Annotated in this window: 18 protein-coding genes; 13 read left to right on the forward strand and 5 right to left on the reverse strand. The window is 41.6% G+C overall.

Annotated features, from left to right (window positions below; all coding sequences use genetic code 11):
* Positions 1-3: 3 nt before the first annotated feature.
* From cyoB to alr, 9 genes are all read left to right on the forward strand, one after another.
* Positions 4-1992 carry a cytochrome o ubiquinol oxidase subunit I gene (cyoB, locus tag FOC32_RS13180; protein ID WP_175967748.1) on the forward strand — a complete coding sequence of 663 codons (1989 nt, stop codon included), beginning with the start codon at positions 4-6 and terminating at the stop codon, positions 1990-1992.
* Positions 1993-1996: 4 nt separating this feature from the next.
* Positions 1997-2617 (forward strand): cytochrome o ubiquinol oxidase subunit III, encoded by a 621-nt coding sequence (cyoC, locus tag FOC32_RS13185; RefSeq protein ID WP_004783873.1) that lies wholly within the window; start codon positions 1997-1999, stop codon positions 2615-2617.
* Complete coding sequence (locus FOC32_RS13190; RefSeq protein WP_171064814.1) at positions 2614-2943, forward strand: cytochrome o ubiquinol oxidase subunit IV; 330 nt, start codon at positions 2614-2616, stop codon at positions 2941-2943. Before cyoC ends, FOC32_RS13190 begins: the two co-directional genes overlap by 4 nt.
* Positions 2944-2953: 10 nt before the next feature.
* Entirely contained in the window at positions 2954-3832 is an 879-nt protein-coding gene (gene cyoE / locus FOC32_RS13195; RefSeq protein ID WP_104425994.1) for a heme o synthase, read from the forward strand.
* Positions 3833-4116: 284 nt separating this feature from the next.
* Positions 4117-4503, forward strand: coding sequence for a 30S ribosomal protein S6 (gene rpsF / locus FOC32_RS13200; protein WP_004696436.1), 387 nt, complete (start codon positions 4117-4119; stop codon positions 4501-4503).
* A gap of 12 nt (positions 4504-4515) precedes the next feature.
* Positions 4516-4743, forward strand: a complete 228-nt coding sequence (gene rpsR, locus FOC32_RS13205; RefSeq protein WP_004278792.1) for a 30S ribosomal protein S18 — start codon at positions 4516-4518, stop codon at positions 4741-4743.
* A gap of 9 nt (positions 4744-4752) precedes the next feature.
* Entirely contained in the window at positions 4753-5199 is a 447-nt protein-coding gene (gene rplI, locus FOC32_RS13210) for a 50S ribosomal protein L9 (protein WP_004783880.1), read from the forward strand.
* Positions 5200-5415: 216 nt separating this feature from the next.
* Positions 5416-6855 carry a replicative DNA helicase gene (dnaB, locus tag FOC32_RS13215; protein ID WP_004783882.1) on the forward strand — a complete coding sequence of 480 codons (1440 nt, stop codon included), beginning with the start codon at positions 5416-5418 and terminating at the stop codon, positions 6853-6855.
* Positions 6856-7086: 231 nt separating this feature from the next.
* Entirely contained in the window at positions 7087-8157 is a 1071-nt protein-coding gene (gene alr, locus FOC32_RS13220; RefSeq protein WP_104425992.1) for an alanine racemase, read from the forward strand.
* A gap of 62 nt (positions 8158-8219) precedes the next feature.
* Here the strand turns inward: alr and FOC32_RS13225 are convergent, their stop codons facing one another.
* The 5 genes from FOC32_RS13225 to FOC32_RS13245 form a co-directional block, all read right to left on the reverse strand.
* A complete protein-coding gene (locus FOC32_RS13225; RefSeq protein ID WP_104425991.1) occupies positions 8220-8651 on the reverse strand; it encodes a BLUF domain-containing protein in 432 nt (143 codons plus the stop codon).
* A gap of 114 nt (positions 8652-8765) precedes the next feature.
* The gene (locus FOC32_RS13230; RefSeq protein ID WP_005236031.1) at positions 8766-9500 is read right to left on the reverse strand and encodes a proteasome-type protease; all 735 of its coding nucleotides are present in this window, start codon (positions 9498-9500) and stop codon (positions 8766-8768) included.
* A gap of 20 nt (positions 9501-9520) precedes the next feature.
* Positions 9521-10300, reverse strand: a complete 780-nt coding sequence (locus tag FOC32_RS13235) for a transglutaminase family protein (protein ID WP_104425990.1) — start codon at positions 10298-10300, stop codon at positions 9521-9523.
* Entirely contained in the window at positions 10297-10899 is a 603-nt protein-coding gene (locus FOC32_RS13240; protein WP_104425989.1) for an alpha-E domain-containing protein, read from the reverse strand. The genes FOC32_RS13235 and FOC32_RS13240 overlap by 4 nt, the downstream gene beginning before the upstream one ends.
* A 22-nt stretch (positions 10900-10921) precedes the next feature.
* Entirely contained in the window at positions 10922-12481 is a 1560-nt protein-coding gene (locus FOC32_RS13245; protein ID WP_104425988.1) for a circularly permuted type 2 ATP-grasp protein, read from the reverse strand.
* Between the two features lie 241 nt (positions 12482-12722).
* On the opposite strand from FOC32_RS13245, the gene FOC32_RS13250 reads away from it, so the two are divergent.
* The 4 genes from FOC32_RS13250 to FOC32_RS13265 all read left to right on the forward strand — a co-directional run bounded on the left by FOC32_RS13250 (position 12723) and on the right by FOC32_RS13265 (position 16874).
* A complete protein-coding gene (locus FOC32_RS13250) occupies positions 12723-13745 on the forward strand; it encodes a helix-turn-helix transcriptional regulator (protein WP_104425987.1) in 1023 nt (340 codons plus the stop codon).
* A 460-nt stretch (positions 13746-14205) separates the two neighbouring features.
* The gene (locus tag FOC32_RS13255) at positions 14206-15876 is read left to right on the forward strand and encodes an FMN-binding glutamate synthase family protein (protein WP_175967750.1); all 1671 of its coding nucleotides are present in this window, start codon (positions 14206-14208) and stop codon (positions 15874-15876) included.
* Between the two features lie 150 nt (positions 15877-16026).
* Entirely contained in the window at positions 16027-16332 is a 306-nt protein-coding gene (locus FOC32_RS13260) for an IS630 transposase-related protein (RefSeq protein ID WP_104426967.1), read from the forward strand.
* Between the two features lie 47 nt (positions 16333-16379).
* Positions 16380-16874, forward strand: coding sequence for an IS630 family transposase (locus tag FOC32_RS13265; protein ID WP_004785793.1), 495 nt, complete (start codon positions 16380-16382; stop codon positions 16872-16874).

The following is a 16874-nucleotide window of genomic DNA, read 5'->3' on the forward strand; positions in this document are numbered from 1 at the left end:
TTCATGAGCTTCTTAGGTAAGTTAGGTCCAGATGCAATTCCGTACGATCCAATCGTACTGGTAACTGTTGCAATGATGATCTTAGGTGGTATCGCAGTTGTTGCGGGTATTACCTACTTCAAAAAATGGGGCTACCTGTGGAACGAATGGTTCACATCTGTAGACCATAAAAAAATTGGTATCATGTATATCTTTGTATCAGTGATCATGCTGGTACGTGGTTTCGCCGATGCGATCATGATGCGTCTTCAGCAGTTCCTTGCAAAAGGTGGCGGCGAAGGCTACTTGCACCCAGAACACTATGACCAGATCTTCACCGCACACGGTGTGATCATGATCTTCTTCGTGGCAATGGGTCTTGTTGTTGGCTTAATGAACATCTCTGTACCGCTTCAAATCGGTGCACGTGACGTTGCATTCCCATTATTGAACTCTTTAAGCTTCTGGCTGTTTGCTGGTGCTGCAGGTTTGATGATGGTTTCACTTGCTCTAGGTGAATTCGCTGCGACTGGTTGGATGGCTTATCCTCCACTATCAGGCATTGAATACTCTCCTGGCGTCGGTGTAGATTACTACATCTGGGCACTGCAGATTTCAGGTCTGGGTACGCTATTAACGGGTGTTAACTTCTTCGTTACCATCATCAAAATGCGTGCGCCTGGCATGAAACTGATGGAAATGCCAATCTTTACCTGGACATCTTTATGTACAGCAGTATTGATTATCGCAGCATTCCCAGTGTTGACTGCTACTATTGCAATGCTGTCTCTTGACCGTTACTTCGGCTTCCACTTCTTCACAAACGAGCTAGGCGGTAGCCCAATGCTTTATGTGAACTTGATTTGGACTTGGGGTCACCCAGAAGTATACATTCTGGTATTGCCAGCATTTGGTATTTACTCTGAAGTTGTATCGACTTTCGCTCGTAAAGCGTTGTTCGGTTACAAATCAATGGTGTATGCAACAGTTGCAATTACAGTATTGTCATTCGTTGTATGGGTTCACCACTTCTTTACCATGGGTGCAGGTGCCAACGTTAACGCGTTCTTCGGTATCATGACCATGATTATTGCGATTCCTACTGGTGTGAAAATCTTCTCTTGGTTGTTCACCATGTACAAGGGTCGTATCGTTTACACTACCCCAATGCTATGGACACTTGGCTTCCTTGTGACTTTTGGTATCGGTGGTTTAACAGGTGTATTGATGGCGGTTCCACCAGCGGACTTCCTGGTACACAACTCTTTATTCCTGATCGCTCACTTCCATAACGTAATTATTGGTGGTGTAGTATTCGCAATGTTCGCGGGTATCATCTTCTACTGGCCAAAAATGTTTGGTTGGAGACTGAATGAGACTTGGGGTAAAGCAGCATTCTGGTTCTGGTTCTTCGGTTTCTACTTTGCATTCATGCCACTTTATATCCTTGGTTTCATGGGTATGACTCGTCGTCTGAATACATTTGATAACCCAGACTGGGATCCGTATGTAAACATCGCAATGTTCGGTGCAGTTCTTGTTGCACTTGGTATTGTATGTTTCATCATGCAAATCGTTGTTGGTTTCCTACAACGCGATCAACGTCTAGATTTGACTGGCGATCCATGGGATGGTCGTACGCTTGAATGGGCTACATCTTCTCCTGCTCCGTTCTATAACTTTGCTCATCTTCCAAAGATCAATGGTATTGATACTTTCTGGATCGAGAAAGAAAACGGTGTTGCTTATGCAAAACCTACGAAGTACGAAGATATCCATATGCCGACTAACCGTGCTGCTGGTTTCATTATCGCAATGTTCATTACTGTTATGGGCTTCGCGTTAATCTGGCACATCTGGTGGTTAGTAGCGGTTACTTTCGTAGCAGCTATCATCAGCTTCATCGTGTCTTCTTTCACCAAGAAAGTGGATTACTATGTTCCTGCTGCTGAAGTTGAGCGTATTGAAGGTGAACGTTATGCGATCCTTGAAAAACACTTGAAGAAGGACTAAGACCATGGCTGAAGTACTTCATCACGATAACCACGGGCACGATGAGCATCATCATCACGATGATACTGACATCACTGTCTTTGGTTTCTGGACTTACTTGATGAGTGACCTTATCCTTTTCGGTACACTCTTCATTGCATTCGCTGTTTTAAGTAGCCACGTTCCATTAGGCACTCCAAGCGCGCGTGATCTGTTTGGTGATTCATTAGGTTTCGTTTTAACTGAAACGTTTGCCCTCTTGATCTCTTCCGTAACTTTTGGTTTTGCCGTTCTAGCTGCCTACAAGAAAAACGTTGGTCAGGTTCTTACCTGGTTAGCGATCACTTGGTTATTCGGTGCTGCCTTCATCGGTATGGAACTTTATGAGTTCAATCATTTAGTTCATGCTGGTCATGGCCCTAGCACTTCTGCGTTCCTGTCTTCGTTCTTTACGTTGGTAGGTACGCACGGTATCCACGTGACTTCAGGTTTGGTATGGATGATCGTGTTAATGATTCAAATCAAGAAATATGGTTTGACTCTACCTAACACTCGTCGTCTTGCGTGCCTAAGCTTGTTCTGGCACTTCCTTGACATCGTATGGATCTGTGTATTCAGCGTAGTTTACTTGATGGGAGTTCTATAATGAGTCATGATCATAACGCTGCTGGCGAATCACACGGTAACATGAAGCAATATACTGTTGGCTTCATCCTGTCTGTTGTCCTTACTGTAATTCCATTCGGTATGGTCATGGCAGGTGGTTTTAGCCGCGGTATCTTGATTACTGCTATTGCAATTACTGCAGTCGCTCAGATTCTTGTGCAATTAATTTACTTCTTGCACATGAACTCTTCTTCAGAGCAACGCTGGAACGTAATTGCATTTGTGTATACCATCTTAACCATCGCTATTCTTTTAGTGGGTTCTGTATGGATCATGAACTACCTACACTACAACATGATGATCTAAACTGGTTGTCATGCTGAAAAAGTATTTATTCCTGACTAAGCCAGGAATTCTCTTCGGTAACTTTGTTACCACTTTGGGTGGCTACTTCGTAGCCACTCAAGGTTCTGTAGATTTCCTTCTCCTGCTTCTTACTCTTATTGGTACTACTCTCGTAGTAGCATCAGGATGCGTGGTCAATAACGTTATTGATCAGGACATCGACCAAAAAATGCAGCGCACGCAAAATCGCGCACTTGTCAAAAAAACCATTTCTGTACCTGTTGCTCTCGCCTTTGCTTTTGTACTGGGTGTGATCGGTTTTGGCATTTTATGGTTCTGGGTAAATGCATACGCTTTCCTATTCGCAGTTATTGGTTTTGTCGTATACGTTGGTTTTTACAGCTTATGGACAAAACGAACAACTATTCACCAAACACTGGTAGGCAGTATTTCTGGCGCAGCACCGCCTGTGATCGGTTATACCGCAGTTGCAAGTCAGTTTGACTTAGGTGCCTTTTTAATTTTTCTAGGGTATGCACTCTGGCAAATGCCTCATTCATGGGGAATTGCAGTTTACCGTTTTGAAGATTACAAAAATGCAGGCATTCCAATTCTGCCTGTCGCCCGTTCAATTCGACGTACCAAGATCGAATCTTTGATCTACGTGATATTGTTCGGAATCACCATGAATGCTCTATTTGTTTATGGTTATGCAAACTGGATTTATCTGGTGGTATTGAATCTGATGACGCTTTACTGGATCTATCTCAGTATTCAGGGCTTTAAAGCTGAAGATGATCAGGCATGGGCAAAACAGTATTTCATGTTCTCGGTCAAACTGATTACCGTGATCAGTATTATTTTCAGTTTTACTTCTACTGCCCCGCAGAATCCAATCATATTCTTTTAAGAAGATAGAGTTTTACTCTATCTTTTTTATTTCTATTATTAAAAACATAATTTCTTTCAAGCTTACTTAAAGTAACTTTGTTTCCTTTAGAAATTTCCTTCTTGTAAATTTTTTCATTAACTTCCTTATCTCTTAAACATTCATCATCTGGCAAGATTTGCTTGTATTTCAGCCCTAAAACCACTAAACTTCACGCTTCGCATATTATGCGACACAACCAAGGTTGTGACTCCTTGCTTCAATTTCACTTAAATTGGGGCTGTTTAAACCGTAAGGAGCTGACAATGCGTCACTACGAAATCGTACTATTGGTACATCCAGACCAAAGCGATCAAGTTGTGGGTATGGTAGAACGTTACCTGACTCACATCAAAGAAGCTGAAGGTCAAATCCACCGTCTTGAAGACTGGGGCCGTCGTCAATTGGCTTACCCAATCAACAAGATCCACAAAGCTCACTACATTCTTATGAATGTTGAGTGTGGTCAAACTACTCTTGATGAGCTAGAAGAATTGTTCCGTTATAACGATGCAATCATTCGTAGCCTTATCATCCGTCGTGAAAACGCTATCACTGAAGAGTCACTATTGGCTAAGAGTGCTGAAGAAAAACGTGCGCGTAAAGCTCAACGTGAAGAAGCACAACAAGCTCAAGACTCTGCTGAAGCATAAGGAGAACCTAACATGGCACGTTTTTACCGTCGTCGCAAGTTCTGCCGCTTTACAGCTGAGAACGTTACGTACATCGACTACAAAGATATCGACACTTTAAAACAGTACATCACTGAAAACGGCAAGATTGTTCCTAGCCGTATTACAGGTACTAAAGCTCGTTACCAACGTCAGCTAGCACTTGCTATCAAACAAGCTCGCTACTTGTCTTTGATCCCTTACACTGACAATCATAAGTGAGGTTGAGCTGTGGATATTATCTTATTACAACGCATTAAAAACCTTGGTAAACTTGGTGATAAAGTTTCAGTTAAAGCTGGTTACGGCCGTAACTACTTGATCCCTCAAGGTAAAGCAGTTGCAGCTACTGAAGCTAACACTGCTGCTTTTGAAGCTCGTCGTGCTGAACTTGAGAAACAAGAAGCTGAAGTATTAGCTGCTGCTCAAGCACGTGCTGACCAATTGAACGAAGTTAACATCGTAATCACTGCGAAAGCTGGTGATGAAGGTAAACTGTTCGGTTCAATCGGTACTCGTGACATCGCTGACGCGTTAACAAATGCTGGTCTTACAGTTGACCGTGCTGAAGTTCGTCTTCCAAATGGCGCGCTTCGCAACACTGGTGAATTCAACATCGCAATCCAATTGCACCATGATGTTGCTGCAGAAGTTCTGGTTACTATCGTAGCTGAGTAATTTCTCACCGAAAAAAGGGCATGCTTTGGCATGCTCTTTTTTTATCTCTAAAAAATATAATCTGCTCAACAGTAAAAAATTCAATTTATTCTTCGCGTTCACAAAAAATTGCACTTCGCATTTTGGATCAGACCGCGTATCATTTCATCTCGTAGTGAATAAACCTTATTCATCTCCGACAATATTTAACCATTGTATTTAAAATCAGGGATTTATATGTCACAGGCGAATGCCAGCAAAAAGGCACCTACCGCTAAACCAGAAATTGTTGCTGATACCCAACTTAAGGAGTTCCGTACTCCCCCGCACAATTTAGCGATTGAACAGGCTGTACTTGCTGCCCTTATGACTGTGGCTGAATCTTTTGAACAAGTCGGCGATGTGCTGACTGAAAATGATTTTTATGCGACCCGGCATAAATATATCTTCCGTGCCATTGAACAGCTTTCTAAGGAAAATTCGCCTTATGATGCAGTACTGGTTCATGACTGGCTGATCAAGCAGAACTTACTCGATGCTGTCGGTGGTGAAGAATATTTAATGCAACTAATGGCTGACTCGCCTTCAAGTTTCTACAACCTGGAAACCTATGCCGGCAAAATTAAAGAGTTCTCTACTTTACGTAGCATGATCAAGGTCAGCTCTGAAATTTTACAGAATGCCTATGACACTAAAGGTCGCCCGGTCAGTGAAATTCTGGATTTGGCTGAAACTAATATTTTTTCGATTGCCGAACAACATAATAACAATGCCAAGGCTCAAGGCCCGAAAGCAATTAATACCGTGGTAGCTGACGTATTCGACAAGTTAAATGAACTGTCTCAATTAGAAGGTTCAATTACCGGTCTGACCACCGGTTTCGTGGAACTGGACAATAAAACTTCCGGTATGCAGGCCGGTGATTTGATTATTGTCGCAGCCCGTCCTTCTATGGGTAAAACCACCTTTGCCATGAATTTGGTCGAAAGTGTGCTGTTTAACAACAACCTCCCTGCGCTGGTCTATTCGATGGAAATGCCAGCGGATTCGATTGCGATGCGTTTGATTTCATCTTTCGGCCGCGTGCATCAAGGGCATTTACGTGCCGGTAAAATGGACAGTGATGAATGGTCTAAGGTAACCAGTACCATTGTACATTTACAGGAAAAGCATCTTTATATCGATGACTCCTCTGCACTACCACCGACTGAGGTTCGTGCGCGTGCGCGTCGTATTGCTAAAATGCATGGTGGTAAACTCGGTTGTATCATGGTCGATTATCTTCAGTTGATGAAAGTGCCGGGTATGGGTGATAACCGTGTAGGCGAGATCTCGGAGATTTCTCGCAGCTTAAAAGCTTTGGCTAAAGAAATGCAATGTCCTGTGATCGCCTTATCACAGTTGAACCGTTCTCTGGAGAACCGTCCAAATAAACGCCCGGTAATGTCTGACCTTCGTGAATCTGGTGCGATCGAGCAGGATGCCGATTTGATCATGTTTATTTACCGTGACGAGGTTTATAACAAGGAATCCAAAGAAGCTGGTACTGCCGAGATTATTATTGGAAAACAGCGTAATGGTCCAATTGGTACAGTTCGTCTGGCATTTGAAGGTCAATATACCCGTTTCAGTAACCTCTCTCCTGAATTCTATGCCCAATATGATGATGAAGAATAAGCACTCAAGGTTAACCTGATTCCAAAAAAGAGGCCGAAATAGCCTCTTTTTTATTTAGAATGCTTGCTTTGCATGAAATTATATAAATGAGCATGTCCATTTATGGTAGATAGGTCTACAATATTCGCAATTCTGAAATGACCGCTTTTGTTTTCACAATCCTGTTATTTCTCTCCCTCTTTTGTGTGTTCCACACGATATTATTTTTGTCATCCCGCAGGAGTATCTAGGGTGCGCCAAGCTACAGTTTATATTGACAGTGAAGCACTGCAATATAATTTAAACCGTGTCAAACAACTTGCCCCAACCGCTAAAATCGTCAGCATGGTCAAAGCCAATGCTTACGGACATGGAGTTAAAGACTGCTTAGCAGCCTTAAAAGATAGTGATGCCTTTGGTGTCGCCTGTCTGGAAGAAGCGCTGGAAATTCGTGAACTCGGCTACCTGCGACCCATTACGCTGATTGAAGGCATTTTCTCTGCAGATGAAATGCAGGTTGTGATCGATCACAATATTGAAGTCATTGTGCATCATCAGCCACAACTGGACTGGTTACTGGCAAATAAAGAAGCCTATATTGCGAAAGGCTTAAAAGTTTGGGTAAAACTCAACAGCGGTATGAACCGTCTTGGTTTTAAAATTGATGTGATTAAAGATGTGATCAATCAACTAAAAGCAGAAGGTTTTACCTGCGTGCTGGCGATGCACTTTGCCAATGCTGATGCGGAACATCCACTCAATGAACAGCAAATCCAGCAGTTCCTTGAAGTGAAAAATGACTGCGCACCTTTAATAGGTTCTTGCTGTAACTCAGCTGCAATCTATAAATATCCAGAATTGCATTTTGACTTTGTCCGTCCAGGCATCATGCTCTACGGCGCGACTCCATTTGCAGACAAAACTGTACATGATTTAGATCTGAAACCAGTCATGACTTTTACTGCCGAAGTGATTGCACTGAACAATATCAAAGCGGGTGAACATGTCGGCTATGGTTCTACTTTCACTGCTGATCAAGATATGACTTTAGCCATTGTTTCTATCGGTTATGGTGATGGTTATCCACGTGCTTTCCCGAAACAGAACTATGTAGCGATTAATGGTCAGCAAACCCGTGTGATTGGCCGTGTGGCAATGGACATGATTGCCATTGATGCAACTGGTCTCAATCTGGAATTAGGTACTGAAGTCGAACTATGGGGCAAATCCCGTCTGGTTGATGATGTGGCTGAAGCCAATGGCACCATTGGTTATGAATTACTTTGCCGTATGTCTGACCGCCCGGTACGCAAACTGGTTTAAAGAAATACTAGCCAAAAATAATGAAGCCCAATATAAATTGGGCTTTTTTATACGGTCAGTATTTAAGCTAATTTTTGCTCTTCATTTTCGATTAATGACAGTTCAAGTAATAAAGCATCTACTTGTTCCTGGTTAAAATCATTAGGCGTAAAAAATTCAAACCCCATCTCTTGGCAGAATTGTTGAATGGAACCGCGTTTAGAAATATATTTCATCGACCAGTCGCCAAAAGTACGTTGCTCAATCTCTTTGGTTTCAAATAGTTTAATATTTTTATGGCGTGGATCTTTAGACAGTCTCTCTGTCAGTAAAGCTTTTAAAACTAGACATTCACCTTCCAAGCACTGGAAAAAATGTCCATCAGCAAAATGAAGCACCCCTGTTATTTGATTAGGATGATTAAAATCACGTGCTTCTTTAAGGATATCCGTTAAATCTTGAAGTAAGTCGGCTTTGGACGAGGTACTTTCACTGGCGTAACAAAATTGGTACATGCGGCTAACCTCTATTCTTATCTATGCAATATCGTATAGAAGTTAGCACTGTACACTAAGCAGTCAATTTTTACTATTTTTTATAAGAAAAACTTATTTTTATTTCTATAAATATTATAAGAAATAATCATTCGATGGTGTAGGCAGCTCTGCCAAACCTTTCTTTAAAGTTTCTGACCATTGCCGACTGATATCCGTAAAATATTCATCGTCTTCAGCAATACGTTTACCTTTCGGCATCATCAAGCTGTCTTTTTTATAGACAAGTACATCCAGCGGCATACCGACAGATACATTTGAACGTAAGGTAGAAGCAAAAGAAATTAGAGAACAGCGTAATGCCTCATCGAGTGGCATATCATAGGTCAGAGCACGATCCAGAATCGGCTTACCATATTTACTTTCACCAATCTGGAAATATGGCGTATCCCGTGTCGCGCAAATAAAATTGCCTTGCGGATAAATATGATAGAGCTGCATTTCCTGATTTTTAATCTGGCCGCCGACCAGGAAATTACAATAGTAAGTACTTTGTTCTAAACTATCATCAGTCACATTGGCAATTACTTTTTTGAGCGTATTGCCCACCAGTTCCGCAACATCAAACATGGTGGGTAAACTCAGGATATTCGGTTCCTGCCTGAGTTCCAGCTGATTTCTGATATGTCCGATCACTGCCTGTGTTGTTGCCAGGTTTCCGGAGGCCTGGAGTACGATAACGCGCTCCCCATCTGCCCCAAAGGTATATAATTTTCGGAATACCGAAATGTGATCCACACCAGCATTGGTGCGTGTATCACTGATAAATAGCATACCTTGCTCTAAACGAAGGGCACAACAATACGTCATTTTTTGTCCTTATTAATGAATTAACATCCTAGCACCTGGACGATGGAATACATGGATTCCACACCGCCTTCTTCTCTTACACCACGTACTGGTGCAACATCCCAATAGTCGCGTCCCACCGCAACATAGACATGCGCACTTGGCGTAAATAACAGATTACTCACATCAAAACAGTACCATGCCTGTTCAACAAATACCTCAGCCCAAGCGTGACTCGCCAGATGTGAGGCATTTTGTGCATAAAGATAACCTGATATATAACGTGATGGTAAACCTAAATGTTTACACATGGCGATAAAAATATGACTGTGGTCCTGACAGACGCCCTGACGTACTTCAAAGGCATCAATCGCAGAACCCTGTACCGTAGTACTATTTGATATATAAGGAACGTATTCAAGTACGGCTTGAGCCAAGCCGATTAAATGTTTACGAGTTAATGCTGGAACATGCCGCTCTGCAAAATCCTTCATCTCTGCATTACATTTTGTAGCTTCAGTCGGCTGTAAAAACAGATATGGATTTAATGAATCATTTAAGCCCTGCTCATGCGCGAGTTTTAGCTCAACGATGCCTTGTGCCATGATCATCAGGCTATGATAGGATTCACGCTGTGTACTGGTCATCCAGAGATTTTTAAAGGCATCATGCCGAATCACTTTCTGCCCCGGTACACTGACATCCCAATAATGCACTTTCTGATGCTCATTGGTGGAAGGCATCATTTTGATATACTGAATACTGTTCCTCACCTCGGCTGTGTACGTATATTGCGTTTGGTGATTCACCATCAATTTCATACATCAGCCTCGAATAAGCGATGAATATGATCACTAAACTGATAAAAATGCTTCAGATCAGGTGCAGCACGTAATTGTGTCCAGTATTGCTTTACACTGCCCCAGCCAATTTCACAGAGTGTATCCACGATATAATCGATTTTACACAAGGTACGGGTCGTATCTTCACCGAGACGTAATTGCTGATCAAGCTGTTCCAGACATTGTCCCAGACTGAAAAACAGAAATACATCTGATGATTCTGCTTCCAGAATTTCGGCACAATCTGTCACGACATCGCAGATATAACCGGCATTCTGATCCGCAGTTTTAATCAGTTTCAGTAGTTCGGAATAGGCTTTGCCTGACAATACACCGCGCAATTCCTGAATATTGTCTTTTGCCACTTGAAACTGTTGAGTAAATGAAGTCGGCTGGGTGCTATCTAGAACCAGCTCATTTAAGGAACTGGCATCAAACGCAGGCAAACAGAAAGCATGTGCATAAGCCACAGCGGCTTCATCATCTAAAAATGGAAAATGCGAACATAAAAACTGGGTACGAGATAAATAACGGCCTAACCAAAAAATATGTTGCGCATTGGTATTTAACAAAACCATGACGTTATCCTTCTTTGGAATGTTATGAATGTAAGTTGTCGACTACCCAGGTATCTTTGATCCCGCCACCTTGCGATGAGTTGACCACCAGTGAGCCTGCCTGCATGGCTACCCGGGTCAGACCACCGGGCACAATTTCAGTGCGGTAAGGTGAGCTCAAGACAAAAGGACGCAGATCAATATGTCGTTCAGCAATACCAAAATTGCTTAAAGTCGGACTGACCGACAAATCCAAAGTTGGCTGCGCAATATATAAATGCGGCGCAGCTAAAATCTTATCTCTGAAAATATCAATATGCTGTTGAGAGGCTTGTGGCCCAATCAGCATGCCGTAACCGCCAGAACCTTGTGCTTCCTTGACGACCAGCTGATCCAAATTTGCCAACACATAGTCCAGATCTTCCGGATTACGGCATTGGTAGGTTGGAACATTATTTAAAATCGGTTTTTCACCTAAATAAAAATGAATCATTTTATTGACATAAGGATAAATCGATTTATCATCTGCCACACCTGTACCCGGTGCATTTGTGATTACAACATTATGTTGTAAATATGCGGACATTAAGCCCGGAACACCCAAAGTACTATCTGGTTTAAAGCACAGTGGATCAAGATAGGCGTCGTCGACCCTTCTATAAATAACATCAACCTGTTGACGCCCACGTATCGTTTTTACATAAACCTTAGAGTTCTCAACAAAAAGATCACGTGATGTCACTAAAGGCACATCCATGTCCCTTGCAAGGCAAGCATGTTCATAGTAAGCACTATTGAAACGACCCGGAGTCAAAACCACAATGAATGGATTATCGGTATAGGCATTTTCCGCCAGAATTTCTCTTAAGAGTTTTGGATATTGCTCAATACCGGCAATATTGGATTGCTCAAACACTTTTGGCATTAACTTCTGGCTGATCTTGCGGCATTCCAGCATATAGGACACACCAGACGGCGTTCTCAGGTTATCTTCCAGTACATAAAATTCGCCTTTGGAATCCCGGATAATATCAATCCCGCTAATCTGGCTATAGATACTGCCTTTCAAATGATGCTGATACATATGCGGCTGATACGCTTCATGGGTCAGTACCTGAAGTTCAGGAACAATATTGGCTTTGAGAATATCCTGCTGATGATAAATATCATGCAGAAACAGGTTTAAGGCACGAACACGCTGTGCTGAACCGAGTGCCACCATATTCCACTGTTTACGGGCAATCACCCGTGGGATTACATCAAACGGAATAGTCCGCTCAGTGCCTTGCTCATCGCCGTATACGGTAAACGTAATACCATCATAAAGAAAATGTTCTTTTGCTACTTCATTTAGCTGATTCAGTTCATCCAGTGTATGCTGTGACAGCCATTCTTCAAGTCGTTGACCTGCCTGACTGTTCATCACCTGATGATCACGCATTTCATTGAAAAATTTCGAAGAAACCTCTTGGTATAAAAAATGCGGACTATGTTTGATTGAAATATTGAGTGCTGTAGTATCTGTAAAATTTTTACTTAAATCTGCCGCAGTATGATTTTCTACTGTTGTAATAGTATTTGTATCCTGGCTTTCTTTTAGCATACAAACCTCTTCATTGTAATCTATTATAATAAAATCAGAGCAATATCCATGCCATGACATCCGTTTCGAAGTCTGTATTAACCCAGTAAAGTGCCTATTCACTCAATATCATTTTTCGCCAAGGTGTTTACGGATTGTAGGACAATTGTTGCGCAGAATAACTTGCGAAAAAAATCCAGATTTCTTATTGTGGTAAGCTCATATTTAATTTGTTTCCACTGATTGCCAGTAAAAATACATTATGTCAGCACAAGAAAAAGAAACCTCCAATAGCCTTTACCGCCAATGGCAAATCTTGTCGCGTCTTTCTACCGGCAAATGGATGGGAACCCGTGAACTCCAGGAAATCTTGAATCGTGAAGGGATCGAGATCAGTTTGCGTACCATTCAGCGTGACCTGAACCAGATTGCCCAGCGTTTTCCGATTGAGAGCAGTAAAACCACGCCACAAGGCTGGCGCTGGCGTTCAGATGCGCCCATTCAAAGCTTGCCGCATATGACCAGTTCACAGGCGGTGACTTTTATGATGGTGGAAGAACATCTCAAACACCTACTGCCACCTAGTCTGATTGAAGAAATGAACCCCTGGTTTGATCTGGCTCGACGCAGCCTGTCATCACAAAATAATGTACGGCAATGGATTAACCGGGTCAGAATCGTGCCCGCCACTCAGCCACTTATTCCGCCTGTAGTCGATAAAACGGCCCAACAGGCGATTTACGAAGGCCTGTTACAGGACAAACAGCTGGAATGTGTTTATCAGGGTCGTGGTCATAATGGCGAAGAGAAAACCTATATTTTAAATCCGCTGGCATTAGTACAAAAAGGTTCAATTATCTATCTGGTCTGTACCCGTCATGATAAATCGGATATTCAAACCTTTGCCCTGCACCGTTTTAAATCAGCGGTGGTGCTGAATTCTCGTGCCCTGCATCCGGTAAATTTTGATATTGATGAATACATCGAATCTGGCGCTTTAGGATTCGGGGTCGATTTTAACCAGCCAACAGAAAATGTATTGCTTCAACTGAGCATGCCTGAATCTGATGCGCACTATTTTGAGGAAAGTCAGCTCAGCAAAGATCAAAACATTGAAAAAATTGAAAATGGCATGGCTCTGATTAGTGCGACTGTGCCTTTTACCTCGCAACTGGTCTGGTGGTTACGCAGTTTTGGTAATAAAATCAAAAACATCGAACCAAAAATAGTGGCAGATGCTGTTTACCAAGTGAATGAAACTGATTCAGTCTCTTCCAAAGAATAAAAAAGTCCCCATTTTGGGGACCTGATCAATTTATCATTTTATTTTTATTATTGCTCTGGTGATCTGTTACTGAGCCGGTCTGCTTTCCTCTTGCCCCAGAAAACAGACCGGATGTGTCACATTAGAAATTAAAGAGTCTGATAACATAAGCAAGCCAGCTCTGCATTATTAAAACGGATCGATTTTTTTGTCATAATTTACACTCCTGCTGTGGGGATAAAAATCACTATAGAGCGCTTAAGCCTGTTTTTGAAATAAAAAGAATGCATGCCTTTTGCACAATTTTTCCATAGAAGATTATTTGGAAAATTTATTATCTATCTAGAAGATAAGTATGGCGGCCATTAAAAGACTTTCAGCAAGTTTATAAAATTAAAAAACAATTCTATGCTTGTATAAGCCAGGCAGCTCTGCACATTATTAAACGCTATCGTAGTGGAAATAGGAATTTAATTTCATAATGGCTAACCCTGCGCAATTAGTACGACACAAATTACTTAATACTTTCTTTTCACGGCACTCGGTCTGGTTTGCCTGCATCACCATCGCCGTTATTTTTACGATTTTTCATATCGGTTATGAACCGCGCTATATCTATTATTTTATGCCGGCAACTTTGGTGAATACCTTATGGATCGTCAGTATTCTGCTGAGCCTGCTAGGCCTATATGATGTCTTGCAGAACAGACATTCAATCTTAAAAAATTACCCGATTATGGGTCATTTCCGCTTTATCTTTGAAGAATTCCGTCCTGAAATTCGTCAGTATTTTATTGAAGCGGATCGGGATGCCCTGCCATTTTCACGTATGCAGCGCAGTCTGGTGTATCAACGGGCTAAAAATGAAAATTCAGATAAGCCCTTCGGCTCGATCATGAATGTCTATGAAGAAAATTATAAGTTTATTAGCCATTCCCTTACCCCTTGCAGACCTGCCGATCCAGAAACCTTTCGTATTCTAATCGGCAATGAGCAATGTACCCAGCCTTATTCTGCTTCCATTTTGAATATCTCGGCTATGAGTTTCGGAAGTTTAAGTGCCAATGCGGTTCGGGCTTTGAATCTTGGTGCGCAAAAAGGCAAATTCTTTCATGATACCGGGGAAGGTAGTATCAGCCCTTATCATCTGGAACATGGCGGTGACATTGTCTGGGAAATTGGTAGCGGATATTTTGGTTGTCGGACCTTAGAGGGTCAGTTTGATCCGGTGAAATTTGCAGAAAAAGCCAAGCTACCTCAAGTAAAGATGATTGAAATCAAGCTTTCACAAGGCGCAAAGCCTGGACATGGCGGGATTTTACCTAAAGCCAAGATTTCAGAAGAAATTGCTCAGATTCGCGGGATTAGCCGTGAACATGATTGTGTCTCACCTTCTGGTCATCCAGCGTTTAAAACTCCCATTGAAATGATGAATTTCATTCAACAACTGCGTGAGCTTTCTGAAGGTAAGCCAGTCGGATTCAAGCTTTGTCTGGGTCAACCCTGGCAATTTATGAGTATGGTGAAAGCCATGCTGTATACCAAAATTTATCCTGATTTTATTGTGGTAGATGGATCTGAGGGCGGTACCGGTGCTGCACCAATTGAATTGATTGACTATATGGGTACTCCTTTAAGAGAAGGTCTTTTGTTTGTGCACAATACCTTGGTCGGTGCAGGATTGAGAGACAAGATTAAAATTGGTGCAAGCGGGAAAATTATCAGTGCTTTTGATATTGCCAGTACCATGGCGCTTGGAGCAGATTGGGTCAATTCAGCGCGCGGATTCATGTTTGCAGTCGGATGTATTCAGGCACAAAGTTGTCATACCAATCAATGCCCAGTAGGAGTCACTACTCAGGATAAAGAACGTCAAAAAGCCCTACATGTCCCGACTAAGGCAGAGCGAGTGTTTTATTTCCATAAAAATACAATGCATGCCCTGTCTGAGCTCATCGCTTCAGCAGGTTTAAAACATCCTTCTGCCATTAAGCCGCATCATTTGGCACAGCGAATCAGCAATCATGAAATCAAGAACTTTGCCCAGATTCATTTCTGGCTTAAAGAAGGCGAATTATTACATTGCGAAAATAAAGATGAGGAAAATTTCTATTTCCGTATGTGGAATATGGCCAAACTGGAAAGTTTCTAGACTTAGAATAAGTGGAATTTGATCGAGTCAGACAATAAAAGGGCGTTTACTAAAACGCCTTTTTTTTAATTGAGAGTGTCCCGTCCTGAAATAAGTTTACACCTTAAGAGACTTATAGTCAAATCATTATAAAACCAATACAATGGTGCAATGAGTTATTCAGAACATTTTAGACGTAAAATTTTAGCTAAACTTGAGGAAGGTTATTCTATTCGAGCGGTAGCTGCACAATTTGAAATTAATAAAAATACCATTGTTGAATGGAAGAAACGTATAGAGATTAAAAAAACTCGTGTACGTAAACCTTCTAAAATTAACGATGATGCTTTACGTGAAGATGTTGGAAAGTATCCTGATGCTTATCAATATGAACGTGCTGCACGTTTTAATTGTGGTGTTTCATCTATTGGTGCTGCATTAAAGCGCTTAAATATTACAGTTAAAAAAAGACGTTAAGCCATCCTAAAGCAGATACAAAGCTTAGGGATAAATTTATTCAGCAAGTGAATGAATTAGAAACAAACCACCCGATTATTTATGTGGATGAAAGTGGTTTTAAGTCACATGATTACAGACCTCATGGCTACTCACGAAAAGGAGTACCCTGTCTAGGGCAATATAATTGGCAATTAAAGAATCAGACCAATGCCATTGGAGCAATCCATGAGGGTAAGTTATTTTCAGTCGGTTTATTTGACTGCAAAATCAATTCAGATGTTTTTCATTTTTGGATAGAGCAATTCCTCATACCAGCATTACCAGAAAATAGTGTAGTGGTTATGGATAATGCAGCATTTCATAAAAGAGCAGATATTCAGGAGTTATTGGAACAACAAGGGCATAAAATCCTTTGGCTTCCTGCATACAGCCCTGATTTAAATCCTATAGAACAGATGTGGGCATGGGTTAAACGTAAGCGTAAAGAATGGTTGATCGACTCAGTCGATGAGTTATTTCAAGTTTTTTTCGAATCCTGTATGAATAATAAAGTAGTTTGA

This window comes from Acinetobacter sp. FDAARGOS_724 (assembly GCF_013364475.1).
GTDB classification, from domain to species: domain Bacteria; phylum Pseudomonadota; class Gammaproteobacteria; order Pseudomonadales; family Moraxellaceae; genus Acinetobacter; species Acinetobacter variabilis.

What these genes read in the sequence shown, in the direction of transcription:
- cyoB (WP_175967748.1), top strand. Translation starts at nt 4, where the DNA reads ATGAGCTTCTTAGGTAAGTTAGGTCCAGATGCAATTCCGTACGATCCA.
- cyoC (WP_004783873.1), top strand. Translation starts at nt 1,997, where the DNA reads ATGGCTGAAGTACTTCATCACGATAACCACGGGCACGATGAGCATCAT.
- cyoE (WP_104425994.1), top strand. Translation starts at nt 2,954, where the DNA reads ATGCTGAAAAAGTATTTATTCCTGACTAAGCCAGGAATTCTCTTCGGT.
- rpsF (WP_004696436.1), top strand. Translation starts at nt 4,117, where the DNA reads ATGCGTCACTACGAAATCGTACTATTGGTACATCCAGACCAAAGCGAT.
- rpsR (WP_004278792.1), top strand. Translation starts at nt 4,516, where the DNA reads ATGGCACGTTTTTACCGTCGTCGCAAGTTCTGCCGCTTTACAGCTGAG.
- dnaB (WP_004783882.1), top strand. Translation starts at nt 5,416, where the DNA reads ATGTCACAGGCGAATGCCAGCAAAAAGGCACCTACCGCTAAACCAGAA.
- FOC32_RS13225 (WP_104425991.1), bottom strand. Translation starts at nt 8,651, where the DNA reads ATGTACCAATTTTGTTACGCCAGTGAAAGTACCTCGTCCAAAGCCGAC.
- FOC32_RS13230 (WP_005236031.1), bottom strand. Translation starts at nt 9,500, where the DNA reads ATGACGTATTGTTGTGCCCTTCGTTTAGAGCAAGGTATGCTATTTATC.
- FOC32_RS13235 (WP_104425990.1), bottom strand. Translation starts at nt 10,300, where the DNA reads ATGAAATTGATGGTGAATCACCAAACGCAATATACGTACACAGCCGAG.
- FOC32_RS13240 (WP_104425989.1), bottom strand. Translation starts at nt 10,899, where the DNA reads ATGGTTTTGTTAAATACCAATGCGCAACATATTTTTTGGTTAGGCCGT.
- FOC32_RS13245 (WP_104425988.1), bottom strand. Translation starts at nt 12,481, where the DNA reads ATGCTAAAAGAAAGCCAGGATACAAATACTATTACAACAGTAGAAAAT.
- FOC32_RS13250 (WP_104425987.1), top strand. Translation starts at nt 12,723, where the DNA reads ATGTCAGCACAAGAAAAAGAAACCTCCAATAGCCTTTACCGCCAATGG.
- FOC32_RS13255 (WP_175967750.1), top strand. Translation starts at nt 14,206, where the DNA reads ATGGCTAACCCTGCGCAATTAGTACGACACAAATTACTTAATACTTTC.
- FOC32_RS13260 (WP_104426967.1), top strand. Translation starts at nt 16,027, where the DNA reads ATGAGTTATTCAGAACATTTTAGACGTAAAATTTTAGCTAAACTTGAG.